A 22,508-nucleotide genomic window follows, 5' to 3' on the forward strand; every position below is an offset into this window, starting at 1 on the left:
ACGGAGGCACCTATGGGGCGCTATGTCGCACGACGACTGCTCCAGATGATCCCGGTCTTCATCGGGTCAACCTTGATCATCTTCTGTATGATGTACGCCCTTCCCGGCGACCCCGTCCGGGCGATGATGGGGGATCAGGCGTACGACCCGGCGGTGGTCGCGAGCATCAAGAAGGATCTGGGTCTAGATCAGCCGCTTCTGCAGCAGTACGTGAATTACATGACTGGGCTGGTCCAGGGCGACTTCGGTACCCAGATCGCCAGTCAGCGACCCATCAGCGACATCATCGCCGACGCGTTCCCGGTGACCGTCAGACTGACGATCTTCGCCTTCACCTTTGTCACGCTCGTGGGCATCGGCCTCGGTGTCGCCGCCGGCCTGCGCCCCGACACGCTGCGTGACCGCGGACTGCTGACGCTGACCCTGTTCCTCGTCTCCATGCCGTCCTTCGTGCTGGGCTTCCTGTTGCAGTACCTGCTCGCGTTCAAGTGGGACCTCACCACGCCCACGGTGACCGACTCGACGGACTTCTCCCAGCTGGCGCTTCCCGCCACCGTGCTCGCTTCGCTCTCCCTCGCCTATGTCGCCCGGCTGACCCGTACATCGATCGCGGAGAACCTGCGCTCCGACTACATGCGCACCGCCATCGCCAAGGGGCTGCCGCGTCGCCGCGTCATCGGTGTCCACCTGCTGCGCAATTCGCTGATCCCCGTGGTCACCTTCCTCGGCATCGAGATCGGCAGCCTGATGACCGGCGCCATCGTGACCGAGGGCATCTTCAACGTGCGGGGTATCGGCGTCGAGATCTACGAGGCGCTCACCCGGCGCGAGGGCGCCACGGTCGTGGGTATCGCCTCGCTGATGGTGCTCATCTACCTCGCCGCCAGCTTGATCGTCGACCTGCTTTACGCGGTCCTGGACCCGAGGATCCGATATGCCTGACAAGACCATCGAGAAGACGGTCGACGCCCTTCCCGGGGACACCGCGAGCACCGCAGGCGTCGTCGTCACTGACTCCGGCCCGGCTCCCGACAAGGCGCGCAGCCTCTGGTCCGACGCCTGGCACGATCTGCGGCGCAACCCGCTGTTCCTGGTCTCGGCCTTGCTGATCGTGTTCCTGCTGGTGATGGCGGCCTGGCCGGGACTGTTCACCAGCGCCTCGCCGCGCGACGCCGACCTGGCCAACCACTACCTGGGCAAGCCGAACTGGAGCCACTTCTTCGCTCCGGACTGGTTCGGCTACGACGTCCAGGGCCGTTCGATCTACGCCCGGGTCGTCTACGGCGCCCGCGCCTCGATCACCGTCGGTGTGGGCGTCACCCTCGCCGTCACCGTCCTCGGCACGGTCATCGGCATGATCGCCGGCTACTTCGGCGGCTGGACCGACACCCTGCTCTCGCGGATGACCGACATCTTCCTCGGCATCCCGTTCCTGCTCGGCGCCCTGGTGATCCTCAACTCCTTCGAGGACCGCACCGTCCTGGTCGTCATCCTGGCCCTCGCCTTCCTCGGCTGGACCCAGATCGCCCGTGTCGCCCGCGGCGCCGTGATCACCATCAAGCAGTCCGACTACGTGGTGGCCGCCAAGGCGCTCGGCGCCTCGACGTCCCGGATCATGTTCCGGCACATCCTGCCCAACGCGGTCGCACCCATCATCGTCGTGGCGACCATCGCGCTCGGCGGCTACATCGCGGCCGAGGCCACCCTGTCCTTCCTGGGCGTGGGGCTCGGCGACACGGCCGTCTCCTGGGGCGGCGACGTGGCGCGTGGACGTGAGCAGCTCCGTATCGCCCCCCACACCCTGATCGTCCCGTCGGTGATGGTCTCGATCACGGTGCTCTCGTTCCTGATGTTCGGCGATGCGGTACGCAACGCCCTCGACCCCAAGCTGCGCTGAGGGAGGCGTACGTGACCATCATCGATGAAACGGCCGAGAGCCCCGGGCCGGACGGCTCGCAGGACGCCGGCCGTCCGCTGCTCGAAGTCCGCGACCTGCACGTGGAGTTCCACACCCGCGACGGGGTCGCCAAGGCCGTCAACGGCGTCAACTACTCCGTCGCCGCAGGCGAGACGCTCGCCGTGCTCGGCGAGTCCGGCTCCGGCAAGTCCGTCACCGCCCAGGCCGTCATGGGCATCCTCGACATGCCGCCCGGCCGTATCCCCCAGGGCGAAATCCTCTTCCGCGGTCAGGACATGCTGAAGATGTCCGGCGAGGAGCGCCGGAAGATCCGCGGCAACAAGATCGCGATGATCTTCCAGGACGCGCTGTCCTCGCTGAACCCGGTGCTCTCCGTGGGCTACCAGCTCGGCGAGATGTTCCGCGTCCACCGGGGCCTGTCCAAGAAGGAAGCCAAGGCCAAGTCGATCGAGCTGATGGACCGGGTGAAGATCCCGGCCGCCGCGGCCCGGGTCAACGACTACCCGCACCAGTTCTCGGGCGGTATGCGCCAGCGCATCATGATCGCGATGGCGCTCGCCCTGGAGCCGGACCTGATCATCGCCGACGAGCCCACCACGGCCCTCGACGTGACCGTCCAGGCCCAGGTCATGGACCTGCTCGCGGAGCTCCAGCGCGAGTACCACATGGGCCTGATCCTGATCACCCACGACCTCGGTGTCGTCGCCGACGTCGCGGACAAGATCGCGGTGATGTACGCGGGACGGATCGTGGAGACCGCGCCCGTGCACGAGCTGTACAAGCGGCCCGCGCACCCCTACACCAAGGGCCTGCTCGACTCGATCCCGCGCCTGGACCAGAAGGGCCAGGAGCTGTACGCGATCAAGGGACTGCCGCCCAACCTGACGCGCATCCCGTCCGGCTGCGCCTTCAACCCGCGGTGTCCGCAGGCGCAGGACATCTGCCGTACGGACATCCCGCCGCTGTTCCCCGTCACCGAGCGGGACGGCGGCGAGCTGGCCGGCCGCGGCAGCGCGTGCCACTTCTGGAAGGAGACGATCCATGGCTGAGCTGAAGAAGACGGACGAGTCCATGGACGCCACCCCCCACACCGCCGAGGTCGAGACGGTCGACGCCGCGACCGAGGAGGAGGCGGTGGCGGCGCTCGACGCGCGCGTCGAGCGCGGTGAGCCGATCCTCCAGGTGCGCAACCTGGTGAAGCACTTCCCGCTGACCCAGGGCATCCTGTTCAAGCGCCAGGTCGGCGCGGTCAAGGCCGTGGACGGGATCTCCTTCGACCTCTACCAGGGCGAGACGCTCGGCATCGTGGGCGAGTCCGGCTGCGGCAAGTCCACGGTCGCCAAGCTCCTGATGATGCTGGAGAAGGCGACCGCGGGCGAGGTCTTCTACAAGGGCCAGGACATCACCAAGCTGTCCGGGCGTGCGCTGAAGGCGGTCCGGCGGAACATCCAGATGGTGTTCCAGGACCCGTACACCTCGCTCAACCCCCGTATGACGGTGGGCGACATCATCGGGGAGACCTTCGAGATCCACCCCGAGGTGGCGCCGAAGGGCGACCGCCGCAAGAGGGTCCAGGACCTGCTGGACGTCGTCGGTCTCAACCCCGAGTACATCAACCGCTACCCGCACCAGTTCTCGGGCGGTCAGCGCCAGCGCATCGGCATCGCCCGCGGCCTGGCCCTCAACCCCGAGATCATCATCTGCGACGAGCCGGTCTCCGCGCTGGACGTGTCCGTCCAGGCGCAGGTCGTCAACCTGATGGAGAAGCTGCAGGACGAGTTCAACCTCTCCTACCTCTTCATCGCGCACGACCTGTCGATCGTCCGGCACATCTCGGACCGCGTGGGCGTGATGTACCTCGGCAAGATGGCCGAGATCGGCACGGACACGGAGATCTACGACCACCCGACGCACCCCTACACCCAGGCGCTGCTGTCGGCGGTCCCGGTCCCCGACCCGGAGTCCCGCGAGGGCCGCGAGCGGATCATCCTCACCGGCGACGTGCCGTCCCCGGCCAACCCGCCCTCGGGCTGCCGCTTCCGCACCCGTTGCTGGAAGGCCCAGGACAAGTGCGCCGAGGAGGTCCCGCTGCTGGCGATTCCCGAGCGCTTCAAGGGCTCGGACTCCCTGGCCGCCCACGAGTCGGCCTGCCACTTCGCCGAGGAGAAGGACGTCGTCCACGCGGCCTGACCGCATCACGGCAACACGAGCCGGTTCCCGGTACCCCGCGCGGGTACCGGGAACCGGCTCGTGCGGTTTCGGCCGCCTGTGGCCGAACGGGTTCAGGCCGGCTGACCGGGCGTGGCGCCGGAGGCCGTCGTCGGCCGCCGGCCGAGCTTGTCCAGGACGCGGTCGCGCAGGAGCTCGTACTCCTCGCGGAGCCTTCGTATCTCGGACGGGCGGGGGATGACGACGCCTGAGACGACGTTCTCGTGAGGTCCGAACTGCTCGCGGGTGAGGTCGATCTCGACGCCCGTGCCCAGGCGGTTCCACCAGTGGTAGTCCACCCGCTCCCCGTCGACGTGGACCTCCCCCCGGATCAGCTCACCTCCCAGCAGGTCGTTGAGCACCATCGCGGTCACCCCGCACTGGTCCCGGGCCGGGTTGTCCCCGGTCCAGCGCGAGCGGTACTCGGGGGTGCACGTCTCGGCACTCCAGCTGTCGCGGACGGCTTGTTCGATGTCGGTGAGAAGCAACGGTGTCATGCCAATGATCGTGCCGGAGGGCACTGACACACGGGCCGGTTTCCGCGGTGGCCCCGCGCGGGTCATCCGTTCGGAGTCCCACCGCACCCCGACGGTGGAACCGAATGAGCCCGGTGCGCCTTTTGCGGCGATATTGGCGTGAAGGATCGGCGTACGCACCCGGCTCACCCACGAGGAGGCACCCATGCGCGGAGCCACGCACGCCAGATGGGCCGCATGCGCGATGGCGGTCGCCCTCGCCGCGACCGCCTGCGGAGGCGGGGAAGGCGGCAGCGGCGACGCCGGGGCCGTGCTGAGCGCCTCCTGGGGCGACCCGCAGAACCCGCTGGAGCCGGCGAACACCAACGAGGTCCAGGGCGGCAAGGTCCTCGACATGATCTTCCGGGGCCTGAAGCGGTACCACCCGGAGACCGGCGAGGCCCAGGACATGCTCGCCGAGAAGATCGAGACCTCCGACTCGCAGAACTTCACCATCACCGTCAAGGACGGCTGGACCTTCAGCAACGGCGAGCAGGTCACCGCCCAGTCCTTCGTCGACGCCTGGAACTACGGCGCGAGCCTGCGGAACAACCAGCGCAACTCGTACTTCTTCGGCTACATCCAGGGCTACGACGAGGTCCACCCCGAGGAGGGCGAGCAGACCGCCGACACCCTGTCCGGTCTGAAGGTGACCGGCGAGCGCACCTTCACCGTCGCGCTCACCCAGAAGTTCTCCACCTTCCCCGACACCCTGGGCTACAACGCCTTCGCCCCGCTGCCCCGCGCCTTCTTCGACGACCACGACGCCTGGGTGAAGAAGCCCGTCGGCAACGGCCCGTACCTGGTGGACTCCTACACCCGCGGCTCGCAGATGTCGCTGCGCACATGGGACGACTACCCCGGCCCCGACAAGGCGCAGAACGGCGGCGTCGACCTCAAGGTCTACACCGACAACAACACCGCCTACACCGACCTCCTCGCCGGCAACCTCGACCTGGTCGACGACGTCCCCGCCGCCCAGCTGAGGAACGTGCGCGACGACCTGGGCGACCGCTACCTCAACACCCCCGCCGGCATCATCCAGACCCTCGCCTTCCCCTTCTACGACGAGGACTGGAACAAGGCCGGCTCGGAGAAGGTCCGCACGGGCCTGTCCATGGCGATCGACCGCGAGCAGATCACCGACACGATCTTCCAGAAGACCCGCACCCCCGCCACCGACTGGACCTCGCCCGTCCTCGGCGAGGACGGCGGCTTCCAGGACGGCCTGTGCGGAAAGGCCTGCGCGTACGACCCCGACGGGGCGAAGAAGCTCATCGAGGAGGGCGGCGGCCTGCCCGGCGGCAAGGTGACGATCACCTTCAACGCGGACACCGGATCCCACCGCGAATGGGTCAACGCCGTCTGCAACTCCATCAACAACGCGCTGGACGACGAACGCGCCTGCACCGCCAACCCGGTCGGCACCTTCGCCGACTTCCGCAACGAGATCACCGACCGGAAGATGACGGGCCCGTTCCGGGCGGGCTGGCAGATGGACTACCCGCTCATCCAGAACTTCCTCCAGCCGCTGTACTACACCGACGCCTCCTCCAACGACGGCAAGTGGTCCAACCAGGAGTTCGACGACCTCGTCGACCGCGCCAACCAGGAGACCGACACCGCCAAGGCGATCGGCCTGTTCCAGCAGGCCGAGGAGGTCGTCCGCGACAACATGGCCGCCATCCCGCTCTGGTACCAGAACGGCAGCGCCGGCTGGTCCGAGCGGCTGTCCGACGTCAAGCTCAACCCCTTCAGCGTCCCCGTGTACGACCAGATCAAGGTGAGCTGATCCGCCATGGGGCGCTATGTCGTCCGGCGGCTGCTCCAGATGATCCCGGTGTTCGTCGGGGCCACGCTGCTGATCTTCCTCATGGTCAACGTGATGGGCGACCCCATCGCCGGGCTGTGCGGCGAACGCCAGTGCGATCCGGCGACCGCCGCGCGGCTGGAGCAGGAGTTCGGCCTCGACGAGCCCGTCTGGCAGCAGTACCTGACCTACATGGGGAACGTCTTCACCGGCGACTTCGGCACGGCCTTCAACGGCCAGGAGGTCACCGAGCTGATGTCGACGGCGTTCCCCGTCACCATCCGGTTCACCCTGATCGCGATCCTCTTCGAGATCGTCGTCGGCGTCGTCCTCGGCGTGGTCACCGGACTGCGCCGGGGCCGCCCCGTCGACACCGGCGTCCTGCTGCTCACCCTCGTCGTCATCTCGGTGCCCACCTTCGTCACCGGCCTGCTGCTCCAGCTGCTGCTCGGTGTGAAGTGGGGCTGGATCCGGCCCTCGGTCTCCTCCGAGGCGACCTTCGAGGAACTGGTGCTGCCCGGCCTGGTGCTGGCCTCGGTCTCCCTCGCCTACGTCACCCGGCTCACCCGCACCTCCATCGCGGAGAACCGCCGCTCCGACTATGTCCGCACCGCCGTCGCCAAGGGCCTGCCCCGGCACCGGGTGGTGGTCCGGCACCTGCTGCGCAACTCGCTGATCCCCGTGGTCACCTTCATCGGGGCCGACATCGGCTTCCTCATGGGCGGCGCCATCGTCACCGAGCGGATCTTCAACATCCACGGCGTCGGCTACCAGCTCTACCAGGGCATCCTCCGGCAGAACACCCAGACCGTCGTCGGCTTCGTCACCGTGCTGGTGCTGGTGTTCCTGGTCGCCAACCTCGTCGTCGACCTGCTCTACGCCGTGCTCGACCCGAGGATCCGCTATGCCTGACCACCACCACGAACCCGAGCGCGCCATCGCCGGGACCTCCATGGGCGGCACCATGGACCTGGGCGTCGACGAGGCGGAGACCCTGGAGAAGCGGCCGGAGGGCCCGGACGGCGCCGGGCCGCAGGAGCGGCCCCGCTCCCTGTGGTCCGACGCCTGGCGGGACCTGCGCCGCAACCCCGTCTTCATCGTCTCGGCCCTGGTCATCCTCTTCCTGCTCTTCATCTCCCTGTGGCCCTCGGCGATCGCCTCCGGCAGCCCGCTCGCGTGCGACCTGTCCAAGGCCCAGCAGGGCTCCCAGTCCGGACACCCCTTCGGCTTCGACGGCCAGGGCTGCGACGTCTACACCCGCACCGTCTACGGCGCCCGTACCTCCGTGGCGGTCGGCGTCCTCGCCACCCTCGGCGTCGCCGTCCTCGGCAGCGTCCTGGGCGCCCTCGCCGGGTTCTTCGGCGGCTTCTGGGACTCCGTCCTGTCCCGGATCACCGACGTCTTCTTCGCCATCCCGGTCGTCCTCGGCGGACTGGTGCTGCTGTCCGTCATCACCAGCAACACCATCTGGCCCGTCATCGGCTTCATCGTGCTGCTCGGCTGGCCGCAGATCTCCCGCATCGCCCGCGGCGCCGTCATCACCGCCAAACAGAACGACTACGTCCAGGCCGCCCGCGCGCTCGGCGCCTCCAACTCACGCCTGGTGCTCCGCCATATCGCGCCCAACGCCGTCGCGCCGGTCATCGTCGTCGCGACCATCGCGCTCGGCACCTACATCGCGCTGGAGGCCACCCTGTCCTACCTCGGCGTCGGTCTGAAGCCGCCCAGCGTCTCCTGGGGCATCGACATCTCCGCCGCCTCCCCGTACATCCGCAACGCCCCGCACGCGCTGCTGTGGCCCTCCGGAGCCCTCGCGATCACCGTTCTGGCGTTCATCATGCTCGGCGACGCGGTGCGCGACGCCCTCGACCCGAAACTGAGGTGATCCGCCGTGCTGCTCGAAGTGCGGGACCTGCACGTGGAGTTCCACACCCGGGACGGGGTCGCCAAGGCCGTCAACGGCGTCAGCTACGGCGTGGAGGCCGGCGAGACACTCGCCGTACTGGGCGAGTCCGGCTCCGGCAAGTCCGTGACCGCGCAGGCCGTCATGGGCATCCTCGACATGCCGCCCGGCCGGATCACCGGCGGCGAGGTCGTCTTCCTGGGGCGGGACCTGCTGCGGCTCAAGGAGGACGAACGCCGGCGCGTCCGGGGCGCCGAGATGGCGATGATCTTCCAGGACGCGCTGTCGTCCCTCAACCCCGTGCTCAGTGTGGGCGACCAGCTCGGTGAGATGTTCACCGTGCACCGGGGCATGTCCCGCAAGGACGCCCGGGCCAAGGCGGTCGAGCTGATGGACCGGGTGCGCATCCCCGCCGCCCGGGAGCGGGTCCGGCAGTACCCGCACCAGTTCTCCGGCGGCATGCGCCAGCGCATCATGATCGCGATGGCGCTGGCCCTGGAGCCCGCCCTGATCATCGCCGACGAACCGACCACCGCCCTCGACGTCACCGTCCAGGCCCAGGTCATGGAGCTGCTCGCGGAACTGCAGCGCGAGTACCGGATGGGCCTGATCCTCATCACCCACGACCTGGGCGTGGTCGCCGACGTCGCCGACCGCATCGCCGTGATGTACGCGGGCCGGATCGTCGAGTCGGCACCCGTGCACGACATCTACAAGGCCCCGGCGCACCCGTACACCCGGGGCCTGCTCGACTCCATCCCGCGTCTGGACCAGAAGGGGCGGGAGCTCTACGCCATCAAGGGCCTGCCGCCCAACCTCCTGCACATCCCGCCGGGCTGTGCCTTCCACCCGCGCTGTCCGCTGGCCCGGGACGTCTGCCGCACCCACGAGCCCCCGCTGTACGAGGTCTCGGGGACGCGGGGGAGTGCCTGCCACTTCTGGACGGAGTGCCTCAATGGCTGAGACGGTCCTGGAGGCCGGCAACCTGGTCAAGCACTACCCGCTGACGCGGGGCGTCGTCTTCCGCAAGCAGGTCGGCGCCGTGAAGGCGGTCGACGGCGTGGACTTCCGCCTCGGCCGGGGCGAGACGCTGGGCATCGTCGGCGAGTCCGGCTGCGGCAAGTCGACGGTCGCGAAGATGCTGGTCAACCTGGAGCGGCCGACGGCCGGTTCGATCCGCTACAAGGGCGAGGACATCACCCGGCTGTCCGGGCGCGCGCTGAAGGCCGTACGCCGCAACATCCAGATGGTGTTCCAGGACCCGTACACCTCCCTCAACCCCCGGATGACGGTGGGCGACATCATCGGGGAGCCGTACGACATCCACCCCGAGGTGGCGCCCAAGGGCGACCGGCGCCGGAAGGTGCAGGAACTGCTGGACGTCGTCGGCCTGAACCCGGAGTACATCAACCGCTATCCGCACCAGTTCTCCGGCGGCCAGCGGCAGCGCATCGGCATCGCGCGGGGGCTGGCGCTGCGGCCTGAGGTGATCGTCGCCGACGAACCGGTCTCCGCACTGGACGTCTCGGTGCAGGCCCAGGTCATCAATCTGATGGACCGGCTGCAGAGCGAGTTCGACCTCGCCTACATCTTCATCGCGCACGACCTGTCGATCGTGCGGCACATCTCGGACCGGATCGGGGTGATGTACCTCGGCCGGATCGTGGAGACCGGCACCGACACCGAGATCTACGACCATCCGACGCACCCCTACACGCAGGCGCTGCTCTCCGCCGTCCCCGTGCCGGACCCGGAGGCCAGGGAGCGCCGGGAGCGGATCATCCTCAGCGGCGACGTCCCGTCCCCCACGAACATCCCCTCCGGCTGCCGCTTCCGGACCCGTTGCTGGAAGGCACAGGAGCGCTGTGCGCTGGAGGTCCCGGCGCTCGCGGTGCCCGCGTGGTTCGGGGCGGGCGGGGGTCCTGCGGCGCACGCGTCGGCCTGTCACTTCGCCGCGGAGAAGCACGTGGTGCCGTGAGGAGGGCCTCAGGAACGGTGACGGGCCGGGGTGACATGGCGCACCCCGGCCCGTTTACGGCACCCGCACGGCCGTACGCTGTTCAGCGTTCCGTGTCCGTATATCGGAACCGCTTCCGTGAAGTTGCCTGCGTGTTAACGCGGTTCGTCCCCGTTTGCGAGTCCCAGGGCGCGCTTGAGGAAGTCGAGCTGGAGCCGCAGCAGGTTCTCGGCGACCTCCTCCTGCGGGGTCATGTGCGTGACGCCCGACAGCGGCAGCACCTCGTGCGGTCGGCCGGCCGCCAGCAGCGCCGAGGACAGCCGCAGGGAGTGCGCGACGACCACGTTGTCGTCCGCCAGCCCGTGAATGACCATCATCGGCCGGTGCGGTTCGGCGGCGTCGACCAGACCCGCGTCGTCGATCACCGAGTTGCGGCGGTAGACGTCCGGCTGCTCGTCCGGGTGGCCGATGTAGCGCTCCTGGTAGTGGGTGTCGTAGAGACGGAGGTCGGTGACGGGGGCGCCCACCACGGCCGCGTGGAAGACGTCGGGGCGGCGCAGGGCCGCGAGGGCCGCCAGATAGCCGCCGAAGGACCAGCCCCGGACGGCGACCCGGTCCAGGTCGAGCGGGAAGTCGGCGGCGAGCGCCTGGAGCGCGTCGACCTGGTCCTGGACGACGACGGCGGCGATGTCGTCCCGGACGGACTTCTCCCAGGCGGGCGAGCGGCCCGGGGTGCCGCGCCCGTCCGCGACGATCACGGCGAAGCCCTGGTCGGCGAACCACTGCGAGGTCAGATGCGGGTTGTGGGCGGCGACCACCCGCTGGCCGTGCGGACCGCCGTAGGGGTCCATGAGCACCGGCAGAAGGGTGTCACCGGCGTAGTCCCGAGGCATAAGCACGGCGCACGGGATGCGGCGTGCGCCCCCCTGGGTCAGGGTCACGCGGGGGGACATACCAGGGTCTTCGGCGTACGAGGGGACAGTCGCCGTCGGTTTCCCGTCACGCAGCACCTGAGCCCGCGAACCTGGCCGGTCCGGTGTCGCGGAGACGAGCACGGTCACGCCTCCGGCGCGCACCGCGGAGTGCACGCCGGGCTCCTGCGAGAGGCGCTCCACGCCCAGTTCGTTCACCCGGTACACGTGCACCTCGCCGATCTCCGGATCGGCCGCCTCCTCGCCCGCCGACGCCGAGACCAGCACGTCGTCGTCCGAGACGTCGAGTACCGCACGGATGTGCAACTGCGGTCCCGTGAGCGGCCGTTCACCCACGGCGAGTCGTCGCGCGCCCCCCTCGTCCGCGATCCGCACCAGCTGACCCGAGGGGCTCCAGCAGGGCACACCGGGGAAAAGTTCCAGCCAAGTTGGATCTTCGTCGGCGTGCACCATCCGGGTGGCTCCGGTGTCCGCGTCCACGGCCAGGATGAGCGAGGCGCGCTGGTCGCGCGCCTGTACGAGAAGCAGCGGGGCTCCCGCCGCTGACCAGTGCACATGTGCCAGATACGGATACCGCGCGCGGTCCCAGGAGACCTCGGTGCGCGTACCGTCGAGGCCGAACACGAACAGCCGGACATCCGCGTTCGGTGTGCCCGCCGCCGGGTAGCGCACGGGGCGCGGCTCCCGATCCGGGTGGGCGGGATCGGAGATCCACCACCGCCGCACCGGCGTGTCGTCCACGCGCGCCACCAGCAGCCGGTCCGACTCCGGCGACCACCAGAAGCCCCGCGAACGCCCCATCTCCTCGGCCGCGGCGAACTCCGCCAGACCGTAGGTGACCTCCTCGGACTCGGGTGTCGCGAGCGCGCGGTCGTCCTCGCCCTCGGCCCCCGTCACCCGCAGCGCACCCCGGGCGACGTACGCGACGTGCCGTCCGTCGGGCGACGGGCGGGGGTCGATCACCGGTCCCGGCGCGGGCAGTTCACGCGCCGTCCCCGCCCGCAGCTCGGCCGTGAAGAGCCGCCCTGACAAGGCGAAAGACGCCAACTCGACCGCGGCGTCGGTGGCATAGCCGACGATGCCGGCACCGCCCTCACGGCTCCGCTCGCGCCGCGCGCGCTCCTCGGCGGAGAGGTTCTCCAGGGCCCCGCCCAGCAGGGCGCGCGGGTCGGCCGCCACGCGCTCCCCGCCCCCCTCCGTGTCGAGGACCCGGAGCGAATGGGCCCGGTCCGTACCGGAACCCGAGCGCAGGAACACGACACGCGAACCGTCGGGAGCCACGCTGAACGAACGCGGCGCGCCGAGTGTGAAACGCAGGGTGCGGGCGTGCCGTCGGGGGAAGGAGTCAGCCTCGGTCGTCATGCCCTGACCATATTGGCCATGCGCCCCCTTGTGCGGCAGTGCGCCGATCGATGCGCACGTACGGATAGTTATGATCGTTAGCGCATAGTGGGTATGAACCTGCTGGCTGCTGTGTGGATTGATCTGCCCCCAATTCCTACCCCCGCGTCCTGGGATCCTTGGAGGTGAGCCGCCGTGGCACTCTCGATTTCGGCGGTGGTGCTGCTGGCGATCATCGTCTTCCTGCTGATCAGGAAGTCCGGCCTGAAGGCAGGGCACGCCGTCGTGTGCATGCTGCTCGGCTTCTACCTCGCCTCGTCGACGATGGCGCCCACGATCAGTGAGGTGACGAACAACATCGCGGGGATGATCAGCAGCATCAACTTCTGAGCCGTGCCCGTGGAACCCTCGCGTGTTACTCGTCGGTAAGCAATGATGGCGGGGCAATCATCCACGCGTTCAGGGCGGAGCCGACGGTGACGACTTCCGAGGAACAGAGCGAGGGACGCAGCGAGGGGCGGCGCGAGGCGCGGCCTGGGGTGCACGTCTTCCGGGACGACGCCCTCGGCGACCACGACGCGGTCGGCCTCGCACGGGCGATCCGCCGGGGCGAGGTCAGCGCCGAGGAGGCCGCCCGTGCCGCCGCGGCCCGGGTCAGGGCCGTCGAGGACCGGCTCAACGCCGTCCAGGTGCACCTCGACATTCCGGCACACGGCACCGGGACCACCGGCGCCCTCGCCGGGGTGCCGACCTTCGTCAAGGACAACACCGACTACCTGGGCCTGCCCACCGGCCACGGGAGCGTCGCGTTCGCCCCCCGCGCCGCCCGGCGGCACGCCCCGTTCGCGCGCCAGTTCCTGAGCACCGGGGTCACCGTGCTCGGCAAGACCCGGCTGCCGGAGTTCGGCTTCAACGCCACCACGGAGTACGAGACCGGCGAGCCCGTGCGCAACCCGTGGCACACGGGCCACTCGGCCGGCGGTTCGTCGGGCGGCAGCGCGGCCCTCGTCGCCGCCGGAGCCGTGCCCCTCGCGCACGCCAACGACGGCGGAGGCTCCATCCGCATCCCCGCCGCATGCTGCGGACTCGTCGGTCTCAAGCCGACCCGCGGCCGCATGGTGTCGAACGCGCAGAGCCGCCAACTGCCCATCGACATCGTCACCGACGGCGTGGTCAGCCGCTCGGTACGCGACAGCGCCGCGTTCTTCGCCGCGGCGGAGCAGCACTGGCGCAACCCGAAGCTGCCACCCGTGGGCATCGTCGAGGGCCCCTCGGACCGACGCCTGCGCATCGGATTCCTGCTGGACTCCCCGAACGGCGTCCGCTCCGACGCCGACACCCGCGCGGCCGTCGAGGAGACGGCCCGGCGCCTGGAGCGGCTCGGCCACACCGTGGAACCCGTGCAACTGGCCATCGACCCGCGCTTCACCGAGGACTTCCTCACCTACTGGGGCCTGCTGTCGTTCCTGATCGGCGTCACCGGCCGCAGGCTCGGCACGGACTTCGACCGCCGCCGCATGGACGGTCTGAGCCGGGGCCTGCGCGCGTCGTACGTCCGGGACTGGCGGACCACGCCGGGCGTGCTGCGCCGGCTCAGGCGCACGCGCGAGGCGTACGCGGCCGGGTTCCGCGGCCTCGACCTGATCCTCTCCCCGGTCCTCGCCCACACCACGCCCCCGCTCGGCCACCTCAACCCGACCGTCCCGTACGCCACCCTGATCGAACGCCTCGTGCACTACGTGGCGTTCACCCCGGTCAACAACATCGTCGGCACCCCGTCCCTCTCCGTCCCGGCCACGGCCACGACGTCGGACGGCCTCCCCATCGGCGTGATGTTCTCCGCCCGCCCGGGCGCGGAACGCACGCTGCTGGAACTGGCCTTCGAACTGGAGGCGGACCAGCCGTTCCGGCGCATCCAGGACGTCTGATCGGTGCCCGTCAGGAGGCCGTGTGGTACGCGTTGGTGTGGAGCGACCACATGTAGAGGACGCCGTTCTCCCGCCTGAGCTGATCCACGGACTTCTCGCTGTAGCGATAGGTGGTGCGATCCCACAGGGCGTCCTGCGGGTAGTTCGGGGCGACCTTCTCCTCCTCCGTGTCCCAGCGCAGCCACTCGCGGATGCCGTCCACGGAGTAGCTCGTCAACCTCGGAACGTATCGGTCCGAGAGCTGCCGGCCCGTGTCCGAGCCGTAGTAGGTGAGGAGATTGTTGACCGAGCTCTCGGTCCACTCCGTGACTCCGCTGCGGCGGATGTCCGCCGCGACGTCCTCGGGGCTCCGGTCCGTCGAGAAGAAAATGTACGCGGACATATGGCACGTCATCCACGTCTTCCTCGGTGGGTTCGGGTCGAACAGGTGGGCATTGCCGCGTGTGTGCTGACACTGGTCGTAGGTGATCACGCTGAGCGGCTTCAGCCAGCGGAGGCCCGCTTCGATCGCCCGTACGCGCTCCCGCAGGTCCTTCTCGGCCGCCTCCCGCTTCGTCTGCACCGCGGCGGACGTGGCGATCTTCTTCAGCTCATGCTTCGAGGGACCGCCACCGCCCGCGCACGCCGAGATTCCCATGAGGACGAATGCGGCCAGAAGCCCGCCTGCTTGTCTGGCCGTTCGCCTGGTTCTCTTCACGGGTGCAGGCCCGCTGTATCAGTCCCGGACGGCGTACGGGACGAAGTCCGCCCACGCGGCGGGGGCGAAGGCGAGCCGGGGGCCGTCGACGTTCTTGGAGTCGCGGACGTGGACGGTGCCGGGTCGGGTGGCGACCTCGACACAGGAGTCGGTCTCGGCTCCGCTGCTGTAGCTGCTCTTGAACCACGCGAGGCCGGAGGCGTCCCCGGACAAAGATTTGCGGATCATGTCTCCCCCAACAGCCGCTCGATGAGAGCAGTCGACTCACTCGGAGTGAGCGCCTGCGCCCGGATGATGCCATAGCGCAGTTCAAGGATACGGAGCTGCCGGGGATCGGTGACCGGACGGCCGCCGGCGACTCCCGGGGAACGGCCAACCGCCGTCCCGTCATCGAACTTCAATACCTCGATCGCACCGTCCACACCCGCGTGCTCTTCTCGGTCCATCGGCATCACCTGGACCTCGACATTGGGCAATTGCGCGACCACCAACAGGTGCTCAAGCTGCTGGCGGACGATGTCGCTCCCACCGAGGCGTCGTCGAAGCGTCCACTCGTCTTGGACGAAGCTGAGTTCGGGCGCCGAGTCGCGGTCGAAGACGGCCTTGCGGGCCGTACGGGCAGCCACCCCGCGTTCGATCTCTTCCTCGGCGTATCGAGGTCGCCGCATGCGGAACAACGCACGAGCGTAGGAAGGTGTCTGCAGGAGCCCATGGAAGTTCACGGGATCGTAGAGCTGAAGCTCCACCGCCCGGGCCTCCAACTGCGCCAGATCCCGAACCTTCTTCGGATATCGGACCTTCTTGACGTCCTCCTTCATCGCCGCGATGAGTCCGCCGGCGTTCAACACCTCGTCTGCCGTGTCCAAGTATTCGGGCCTCGGGATCCGCTTGCCCGTCTCGATCTTGTACACGAGATCCGCTCCGTACCCGGCCGCCGTTGCGAAGTCATTGACCCGCATCCCCGCCGCTTCCCTGCGGAGCCTCAACTGCCGCCCTACCGTGCTGACTACGGCGAGTGCCCAGTCGTCGTCCGGGTCGACTTCCCAGCCCGGCTCGTCCGTCTCGGTACCGACCCGCACCGCCTCACCGCTCACCGACATGTGTGCCCCTCCGTGATGCCGCGACGTACTGTTCCGACCTGTTCGCAGGAGCGACTTCGACAGCTTGGACAGGGCTCGCTGAATCCTGGACCGTCGCTCTACGTAACAGCTCAACTACGTAAATCAGTATGTCCAGTCGGCCACGCTCGGTGATGTGAATCAGCAAACTCAGGCCGACGTCACCGTTCAGAACTTCAGCACGCTGCTGTCGTCCACCCCGCGAGGCGCTCGCCTGGCCCGCCTGCTCGCCGTGGACACGCTCCGGAGTTGGGGGCTCCCGCACGAGCGGGCGAGCCACGTCATCGCGGAACTGGCGGCCAACGCGGCCACCCACGGCCGTCTCCCCGGACGCAGCTTCCGGCTCACGCTCTACGTGATCGGGGACACGCTCCGCATTGAAGTCACCGACACCCGCGGTGAGCGGATGCCCCAGCCTCAAGTGCCGGACCCGGGCGCGGAATCGGGGCGAGGGCTGCAACTCGTGGAGGCGTTGGCCGACCGCTGGGGCGTGACCGAGGGGTGGTTCCCCCGCAAGACCGTCTGGGCCGAACTGGCCTTCTCGCCACCGGGACCCGCATCTTCGTGCTCCGGTGTCGCCGACGACTGAAAGAAAAAGAATTCCGGTGAAAACACCCCCACCAAACCCGACCCTCCCGCCCGTGGCCGTACTCACTCGGGCGGGTGAACATCGCCGGTCCGGCTGGATTTTCGGGTCGCCGAGGCCCGACGCTCAGCGCAACGAACGCACCACCGCATCCGCAGACATGAGACGGCCCCCGCTGGGACGGCAATCCCGGTGCGAGGGCCTCACCACCGAGGAAGAGGAAGCTTCCCGATGGGTACCCAGAACCCTAGCGTGCGCCCGCACGCCCAGGCCCGCGTTGCGGGCGACAAGCACCCGAACCGGGGTCACCGCACCGGTGGGCTGCACCACGACAACACCCGCCACACCACCCGCTTCACGGTGATCGGCAATCACCTCGCCCAGCACCGGGAGCTCTCGCTTCTCGCCATCGGGCTCGGCGTGCACCTCCAGTCGCTGCCCAAGGGCGCCCCGGCCGACATCAAGAGCCTTGCGGCGCGATTTCCCGAGGGTGCCACCCGTATCGCCGCCGCCCTGCGCGAGCTGGAGTGCCACGGCTACCTGCGCCGGGAACGCCACCGCACGTCCACCGGCCGCATCGTGAGCCGTACGGTCTCCTGCAATCAGCCGGCGACGGTCCGGCGCCCCCACCCCGAGCCCCTGGCGGCGGAACCGCAAGCGCAGCCGCAGCCGCGCCCGCAGGCAAGCGCACGCGAGCGCAAGGCGCTCCCCGCCGTACCGCGTCCCGAATGCAATGTCCCCGCCCTCTTCCGGGCCGCCGCCGGCATCCTCGCAAGCCTCCACCGCCACCACCCGCAGATGCTCCTGTCCGCCACCGACACGGCCCACCTGGCCCCCGGCGTAGCCGCCTGGCTGGAGAGGAACGTCACCCCCGACGCCGTACGCCGCGCCCTGACCGCGGACCTGCCACCCGAGGGCGTACGCCACCTCGCCGCCTTCCTGGCCCACCGCCTCACTGCCCAGCTGCCGCCCCCGGCTCCGCGACGCGCACCGGCCGCCACGACGCCGCCGCCCCGCCGACCTCCGATGCAGAACTGCGACGGCTGCGACCGCGGCTTCCGCGCACCGCACCCAGGCCGCTGCCGCGACTGCCGAACCGACCTCCAGGAGGCCGCCTAGCATGAACGTGACGATCCTTGCCCCTGGGCACAGACGACGAGGAGCGAGCGCCATGACCATCGCACCTGACGGCGCGCACCAGAGCGCCTCCCACATGTACCGGGCCATGCGCGACTTCGTTCAGTCCACGGACGACACGTTGCCGGGCAAATTCGAGATCACCAAGGAAGGGATCGTCCACGACATGATGTCGCCCAGCGGTCGGCATGAGCTGACCACACTGCGGCTCCGGAAGCGCCTGGAGAAGGTGATGCCGGAAGAGCTTGTGGCCCATACGGGCGAGCCCGATGTGGAGGACGAGCCCGAGGGCGTCATGCGCCGACCTGACGTCATGGTGATCGCCGAAGAGGACATGGACATCGACGGTTCCTTCGACGCCCGTACGCTCATCGCGGCGATCGAGGTCGTCTCCCGGTCCAATCCGCGGAACGACTGGGTGGGCAAGATGCGTGACTATCCGCTACTGGGCATCCCAGTCTACGCGATCTTCGATCCCCGTACCGGCACCGGCGCGGTTCTCACCGACATCCACCCCACGCCGGACGGCCCCCGGTACGCCACCCGCAAGGACTTCGTGTACGGCGAGGACGTCACCATCGGCGAGTGGACCATCTCCACCAGCGGCCTCCCGCGCTACCAGGACGACGAGGGATGAGGGGCCCGGGGCGCGAGGAGTGACCGTCCGCGCCTCATAGGGTGGACCCCATGACGGAACTGCCCTCCCGGCGTCTGATGCTGGTGCACGCCCACCCGGACGACGAGTCGATCAACAACGGCGCGACCATGGCGCGGTACGCCGCCGAGGGTGCCCATGTGACACTGGTCACCTGCACGCTCGGTGAGCGGGGCGAGGTCATTCCGCCCGGGCTGCGGCATCTGAGCGGGGCCGCACTCGGCGGGCACCGGCTCGGGGAGCTCAGGGAAGCGATGCGCGCGCTCGGCGTCACGGACTTCCGGCTGCTCGGCGGGGCCGGGCGGTACTGCGACTCCGGGATGATGGGGCTGCCCGACAACGACGACCCCGGCTGCTTCTGGCAGGCCGCCGTCGACCAGGCCGCCGGGATGCTCGCCGAGGTGATCCTGGAGGTGCGGCCGCAGGTCCTCGTCACGTACGACGAGAACGGGGGTTACGGGCACCCGGACCACATCCAGACCCACCGCGTCGCCATGCGTGCCGTCGAGCTCGCCGCCGGGGCCGGGTGGGGCGTTCCCAAGGTCTACTGGAACCGCGTGCCCCGGTCCGTGGCCGAGGAGTCCTTCGCCCGGCTGGGCGGCGACCTCGCCGAGCTGCCCTTCGAGAAGGCCGGCGCCGTGGACGACGTACCGGGTGTGGTGGACGACGCACAGGTCACCACCGCCGTCGACGGCACCGCGTACGCGGCCGCCAAGGCCGCCGCCATGCGCGCGCACGCCACTCAGATCACCGTCGCCGAACCCTACTTCGTGCTGTCCAACGAACTCGCGCAGCCGCTGTTCACCACCGAGTACTACGAGTTGGTACGCGGGGAACGCCCCGGAAGCCGGGAAAGCGACCTGTTCGCCGGAATCGGCGGCGGGGAGGCGTCATGAGCGGGGAGCGGGCGCCCATGATGGCGCAGCCGTTGCGTCCGCCCTCCGCCGGTCGGGTCGGCGCCTTCCTGGGGCTGTTCGTGCTCGGTGCGGTGGTCGGTGTGGCCGGCACGCTCATCCAGCCCGCGTGGTTCCCCGGCGGGCTGCTGCTGGCCCTCGCGGGCGAGGCCGGACTGGTGCTGGGCGCGGCGCGGGTGATGCGCAGCCGGGCCGGTGGTGCGGTGGTCGCGGCGGGCTGGATGCTGGTCGTCATCCTGCTCACCGCCAGCCGTCCGGAAGGCGACTTCCTGTTCGCCGCGGGCGCCGGCTCCTATCTCTTCCTGCTCGGCGGCATCGGGGTCGCTGTGATCTGCGCCACCCTCGGTGGCGGGCGGCAACCGGACGGCGGCCCCGCCCGACTTGGCAAGTGACGTACCACTTCGCCGTGTCATGGGCGTGCGGGTCCGGTGTGGGTTTCCCCGGCGGTACTGGGATACGGGCCGGATGCGGCCAGTAAGGTGGTGCGCGCCGCCGAGCCTCCCTCGAACTCTCGGCCTCGCCCGAGCAGGGGGGACCCCCACCGTGAGGTCGTGACGGGCGGCGGAGCCAACCGGGAGAACCTGCCTTGAGTCGTGAAACTGACACTCCGTCCTCCGGGCCCAACGGGCACGGTGGAGCCGCCTACCCGTCGGGCACGCCGCCCTACGGAATTCCGGCGATTCCGGACGCGGGTACGGACGCGGGCCGTTCGGCCCCGCGGCCGGAGGAACGCAAGACCGAGACCACGCTGACCACCCGGATCCGGATCAACATCCCCGGATCGCGGCCCATTCCGCCGGTCGTCGTGCGCAAGCCCGTCAAGGACGCGGAGAAGAAGGGCCGTACCGACGCCGAGGCGTCGGCTCCGTCCCCGGCGTCGGCTCCGTCCCCCGCCGCGGTCGAGCCTCCCGGTCGGCCCGCCCCGCCGGCCCAGCCCGCCGCCCCGGCGGCGGAGGAGAAGCCGGCCAGTGACTGGTTCGCGCCCCGCAAGTCGGGCGCGGGCAAGGGCGGTACGGGTAGCTCGTCCGCCAACGGGGCCGGTGCGCCGAGCGGTTCCGGTCCCGCGACCGGTGGCGGTGCGCCGAGTGGTCCGGGCCCCGCCGCGAGTGGCGGTGCGCAAAGTGGTGCGGGACCCGCGACACGGGGTGGCGCGCCGGGTGCCCCCGGTGGCGCGCGGACCGGCGCCGGACGTCCCGGCGGTGTGGTCGGCGCCATGGGCGCGCCGGGCGGCCCCCGCTCCGGCGGTACGACGCGTCCGGGACCCACCGGCGCGACCGGTGCGACCGGCGGGCCCGTGGCCCCCGGGCACGGCGGGGGCACCGGCTCCTTCGACGTGACCGAGGCGCTGGCCGGCCCGCCGGCGGGCCCCGGCACCCGCCCGGGCGGGCACCCCGGCGGCGAGCCCCGCCGCGACGACCTGCCGTTCTTCACCGGGGAAGGACCCGGCGGCGCCCCCGGGCAGCGCGGTCCGGCCGGCGTGCCGGGTCAGGACACCCGGCCCGGGTACGGCGGCCCGCAGAACCCCGCCGGTCCCACCGGCGGCCCGGTGACCGGCGACGCCCCCACCATGCCGCCCGCCGGCGTTCCGGGCGCTCCCGGCCCCGGCGGTGCGCAGCAGGGCCGGCCCGGCGCCCCGGGCGCCGGCCTCAGCGACGACACGGCGATCCTCACGCCCCAGCAGCCCGCCGAACCGGGCACCCCGGGCTACGGTCCCCGCCACGACAACGTCTCCGGGCACACCGTCACCAGCGGCATCCCCGTCGTCCCGCCGAGCGCGGCCTTCGACGCGCCCGGCCGCCCCGGCACGGACGGCCCCCGTCCGCACACGCCCCCCAAGCTGCCCGAGCCGGTCTCCCCGCCCCCGGCGAGCTCCTCGAAGCCGCCGAAGAAGAAGGGGCGCAACAAGCTCGCCCTGCTCGGCGGCGGTGTGTTCTTCCTCGCCGGTGTCGCCTACGGCGCCGGTCTGCTGATGAACAGCTCGGACGTGCCCAAGGGCACCACCGTGCTCGGCGTCGACATCGGCGGCGGCACGCGCGACGACGCGGTGAAGAAGCTGAACGCGGCCCTCGGCGACCGGCTGAACAAGCCGCTGAAGCTGTCGGTCGACGGCAGTACCGTCGAGCTGCAGCCGGACAACGCGGGCCTGCAGTTCGACGCCGACGCCACCGTCGGCGCGGCCGCCACGAGCGACTACAACCCGGTCAACGTGATCGGCTCCCTCTTCGGCCAGCAGCGCGTCGTCGAACCGCACATGCCCGTCGACGAGGAGAAGCTGCAGGCCGCCCTGGAGAACGCCGCAGGCGGCTCCGGCTCGGTGACCGAGGGCTCGATCACGTTCGAGTCCGGCAAGGCCGTTCCCGTCTATCCCAAGGCGGGCCAGGGCATCGACGTGGCCAAGGCGTCCGACGTGGTGACGGAGGCGTACCGGACCCTCGTGGAGACCGGCACCTCCACCGCGGTGAAGGTCCCGACCACCGTCCAGCAGCCCAAGGTCTCCAAGGCCGAGGTCGACCGGATGATGAAGGAGTTCGCCGAGCCGGCGATGTCGGACATCGTGACCGTGCAGACCGATCCGGCGCACTCGATCCCGATGAGCCCCGAGAAGTCGCTCTGGAAGTTCCTCCGGGTGGTGCCCGTCAACGACAAGCTCGTCGACAAGCCCGACCTCAACGCCCTGAAGGAGCTGTACGGCCAGACGTTCGACGGTGTGCTCATCACCCGGGGCAACGGGAAGAAGACGGCCGTCACCCCCCAGGACGTCTACGTCGCCCTCCGCCAGGCACTGACCAGCAAGACCGACCGCGTCGCCGTCATCGAGACCGACCCCAGCTGACGCGACCTCCGTGCGCGGGCACCCGATGACCCACCGGGTGCCCGCGCACGGTCTCG

At 70.0% G+C, this 22,508-nt stretch carries 22 protein-coding genes; 17 read left to right on the forward strand and 5 right to left on the reverse strand.

The window, feature by feature from the left end:
* Nucleotides 1-12: 12 nt before the first annotated feature.
* The 4 genes from ACZ44S_RS10455 to ACZ44S_RS10470 are packed head-to-tail and all read left to right on the forward strand — an operon-like array spanning nt 13 to nt 4,108.
* Nucleotides 13-942 carry an ABC transporter permease gene (locus ACZ44S_RS10455; RefSeq protein WP_466926782.1) on the forward strand — a complete coding sequence of 310 codons (930 nt, stop codon included), beginning with the start codon at nt 13-15 and terminating at the stop codon, nt 940-942.
* Nucleotides 935-1,897, forward strand: coding sequence for an ABC transporter permease (locus ACZ44S_RS10460; RefSeq protein WP_466926784.1), 963 nt, complete (start codon nt 935-937; stop codon nt 1,895-1,897). The genes ACZ44S_RS10455 and ACZ44S_RS10460 overlap by 8 nt, the downstream gene beginning before the upstream one ends.
* An 11-nt stretch (nt 1,898-1,908) precedes the next feature.
* On the forward strand, nt 1,909-2,967 hold the full coding sequence (locus tag ACZ44S_RS10465; RefSeq protein ID WP_466926787.1) for an ABC transporter ATP-binding protein: 1,059 nt from the start codon (nt 1,909-1,911) through the stop codon (nt 2,965-2,967).
* Nucleotides 2,960-4,108 (forward strand): ABC transporter ATP-binding protein, encoded by a 1,149-nt coding sequence (locus tag ACZ44S_RS10470; RefSeq protein ID WP_466926789.1) that lies wholly within the window; start codon nt 2,960-2,962, stop codon nt 4,106-4,108. The genes ACZ44S_RS10465 and ACZ44S_RS10470 overlap by 8 nt, the downstream gene beginning before the upstream one ends.
* A 92-nt stretch (nt 4,109-4,200) precedes the next feature.
* Here ACZ44S_RS10470 and ACZ44S_RS10475 read toward each other — a convergent pair whose 3' ends face one another.
* Nucleotides 4,201-4,623, reverse strand: coding sequence for a YunG family protein (locus ACZ44S_RS10475; RefSeq protein ID WP_466926790.1), 423 nt, complete (start codon nt 4,621-4,623; stop codon nt 4,201-4,203).
* 184 nt (nt 4,624-4,807) lie between these two features.
* On the opposite strand from ACZ44S_RS10475, the gene ACZ44S_RS10480 reads away from it, so the two are divergent.
* Genes ACZ44S_RS10480 through ACZ44S_RS10500 form a run of 5 tightly spaced genes read left to right on the forward strand, consistent with a single transcriptional unit; the run spans nt 4,808 to nt 10,332 of the window.
* On the forward strand, nt 4,808-6,433 hold the full coding sequence (locus ACZ44S_RS10480) for a peptide ABC transporter substrate-binding protein (protein ID WP_466926792.1): 1,626 nt from the start codon (nt 4,808-4,810) through the stop codon (nt 6,431-6,433).
* 6 nt (nt 6,434-6,439) lie between these two features.
* Entirely contained in the window at nt 6,440-7,363 is a 924-nt protein-coding gene (locus tag ACZ44S_RS10485) for an ABC transporter permease (protein ID WP_466926795.1), read from the forward strand.
* Nucleotides 7,356-8,336 carry an ABC transporter permease gene (locus ACZ44S_RS10490; protein ID WP_466926797.1) on the forward strand — a complete coding sequence of 327 codons (981 nt, stop codon included), beginning with the start codon at nt 7,356-7,358 and terminating at the stop codon, nt 8,334-8,336. Before ACZ44S_RS10485 ends, ACZ44S_RS10490 begins: the two co-directional genes overlap by 8 nt.
* A gap of 6 nt (nt 8,337-8,342) precedes the next feature.
* A complete protein-coding gene (locus tag ACZ44S_RS10495; protein WP_466926800.1) occupies nt 8,343-9,317 on the forward strand; it encodes an ABC transporter ATP-binding protein in 975 nt (324 codons plus the stop codon).
* Entirely contained in the window at nt 9,310-10,332 is a 1,023-nt protein-coding gene (locus tag ACZ44S_RS10500; protein ID WP_466926803.1) for an ABC transporter ATP-binding protein, read from the forward strand. The genes ACZ44S_RS10495 and ACZ44S_RS10500 overlap by 8 nt, the downstream gene beginning before the upstream one ends.
* 134 nt (nt 10,333-10,466) lie before the next feature.
* Here ACZ44S_RS10500 and ACZ44S_RS10505 read toward each other — a convergent pair whose 3' ends face one another.
* Entirely contained in the window at nt 10,467-12,605 is a 2,139-nt protein-coding gene (locus ACZ44S_RS10505; protein ID WP_466926805.1) for a S9 family peptidase, read from the reverse strand.
* Between the two features lie 174 nt (nt 12,606-12,779).
* Between ACZ44S_RS10505 and ACZ44S_RS10510 the strand changes: the two genes are divergently transcribed.
* Both ACZ44S_RS10510 and ACZ44S_RS10515 read left to right on the forward strand, forming a co-directional pair.
* On the forward strand, nt 12,780-12,974 hold the full coding sequence (locus ACZ44S_RS10510) for a hypothetical protein (RefSeq protein ID WP_466926808.1): 195 nt from the start codon (nt 12,780-12,782) through the stop codon (nt 12,972-12,974).
* A gap of 86 nt (nt 12,975-13,060) precedes the next feature.
* Entirely contained in the window at nt 13,061-14,512 is a 1,452-nt protein-coding gene (locus tag ACZ44S_RS10515; protein ID WP_466926811.1) for an amidase, read from the forward strand.
* Between the two features lie 10 nt (nt 14,513-14,522).
* Here the strand turns inward: ACZ44S_RS10515 and ACZ44S_RS10520 are convergent, their stop codons facing one another.
* From ACZ44S_RS10520 to ACZ44S_RS10530, 3 genes are all read right to left on the reverse strand, one after another.
* The gene (locus tag ACZ44S_RS10520) at nt 14,523-15,149 is read right to left on the reverse strand and encodes a hypothetical protein (RefSeq protein WP_466926814.1); all 627 of its coding nucleotides are present in this window, start codon (nt 15,147-15,149) and stop codon (nt 14,523-14,525) included.
* 78 nt (nt 15,150-15,227) lie between these two features.
* Complete coding sequence (locus ACZ44S_RS10525; RefSeq protein WP_466926816.1) at nt 15,228-15,437, reverse strand: DUF397 domain-containing protein; 210 nt, start codon at nt 15,435-15,437, stop codon at nt 15,228-15,230.
* The gene (locus tag ACZ44S_RS10530; RefSeq protein ID WP_466926819.1) at nt 15,434-16,309 is read right to left on the reverse strand and encodes a helix-turn-helix domain-containing protein; all 876 of its coding nucleotides are present in this window, start codon (nt 16,307-16,309) and stop codon (nt 15,434-15,436) included. Before ACZ44S_RS10530 ends, ACZ44S_RS10525 begins: the two co-directional genes overlap by 4 nt.
* Before the next feature lie 154 nt (nt 16,310-16,463).
* On the opposite strand from ACZ44S_RS10530, the gene ACZ44S_RS10535 reads away from it, so the two are divergent.
* The 6 genes from ACZ44S_RS10535 to ACZ44S_RS10560 all read left to right on the forward strand — a co-directional run bounded on the left by ACZ44S_RS10535 (nt 16,464) and on the right by ACZ44S_RS10560 (nt 22,452).
* Nucleotides 16,464-16,916: an ATP-binding protein gene (locus ACZ44S_RS10535; protein ID WP_466926821.1), complete on the forward strand. Its 453-nt coding sequence runs from the start codon at nt 16,464-16,466 to the stop codon at nt 16,914-16,916.
* Between the two features lie 228 nt (nt 16,917-17,144).
* Nucleotides 17,145-18,032 (forward strand): helix-turn-helix domain-containing protein, encoded by an 888-nt coding sequence (locus ACZ44S_RS10540; RefSeq protein ID WP_466926824.1) that lies wholly within the window; start codon nt 17,145-17,147, stop codon nt 18,030-18,032.
* A 52-nt stretch (nt 18,033-18,084) separates the two neighbouring features.
* Nucleotides 18,085-18,687, forward strand: a complete 603-nt coding sequence (locus tag ACZ44S_RS10545; protein WP_466926826.1) for a Uma2 family endonuclease — start codon at nt 18,085-18,087, stop codon at nt 18,685-18,687.
* 50 nt (nt 18,688-18,737) lie between these two features.
* Nucleotides 18,738-19,601 carry an N-acetyl-1-D-myo-inositol-2-amino-2-deoxy-alpha-D-glucopyranoside deacetylase gene (gene mshB, locus ACZ44S_RS10550; RefSeq protein WP_466926828.1) on the forward strand — a complete coding sequence of 288 codons (864 nt, stop codon included), beginning with the start codon at nt 18,738-18,740 and terminating at the stop codon, nt 19,599-19,601.
* Complete coding sequence (locus tag ACZ44S_RS10555; RefSeq protein WP_466926830.1) at nt 19,598-20,011, forward strand: DUF6113 family protein; 414 nt, start codon at nt 19,598-19,600, stop codon at nt 20,009-20,011. Before mshB ends, ACZ44S_RS10555 begins: the two co-directional genes overlap by 4 nt.
* 194 nt (nt 20,012-20,205) lie before the next feature.
* Nucleotides 20,206-22,452, forward strand: coding sequence for a hypothetical protein (locus tag ACZ44S_RS10560; RefSeq protein WP_466926833.1), 2,247 nt, complete (start codon nt 20,206-20,208; stop codon nt 22,450-22,452).
* Nucleotides 22,453-22,508: the final 56 nt, after the last annotated feature.

Source organism: Streptomyces malachitofuscus (assembly GCF_055571035.1).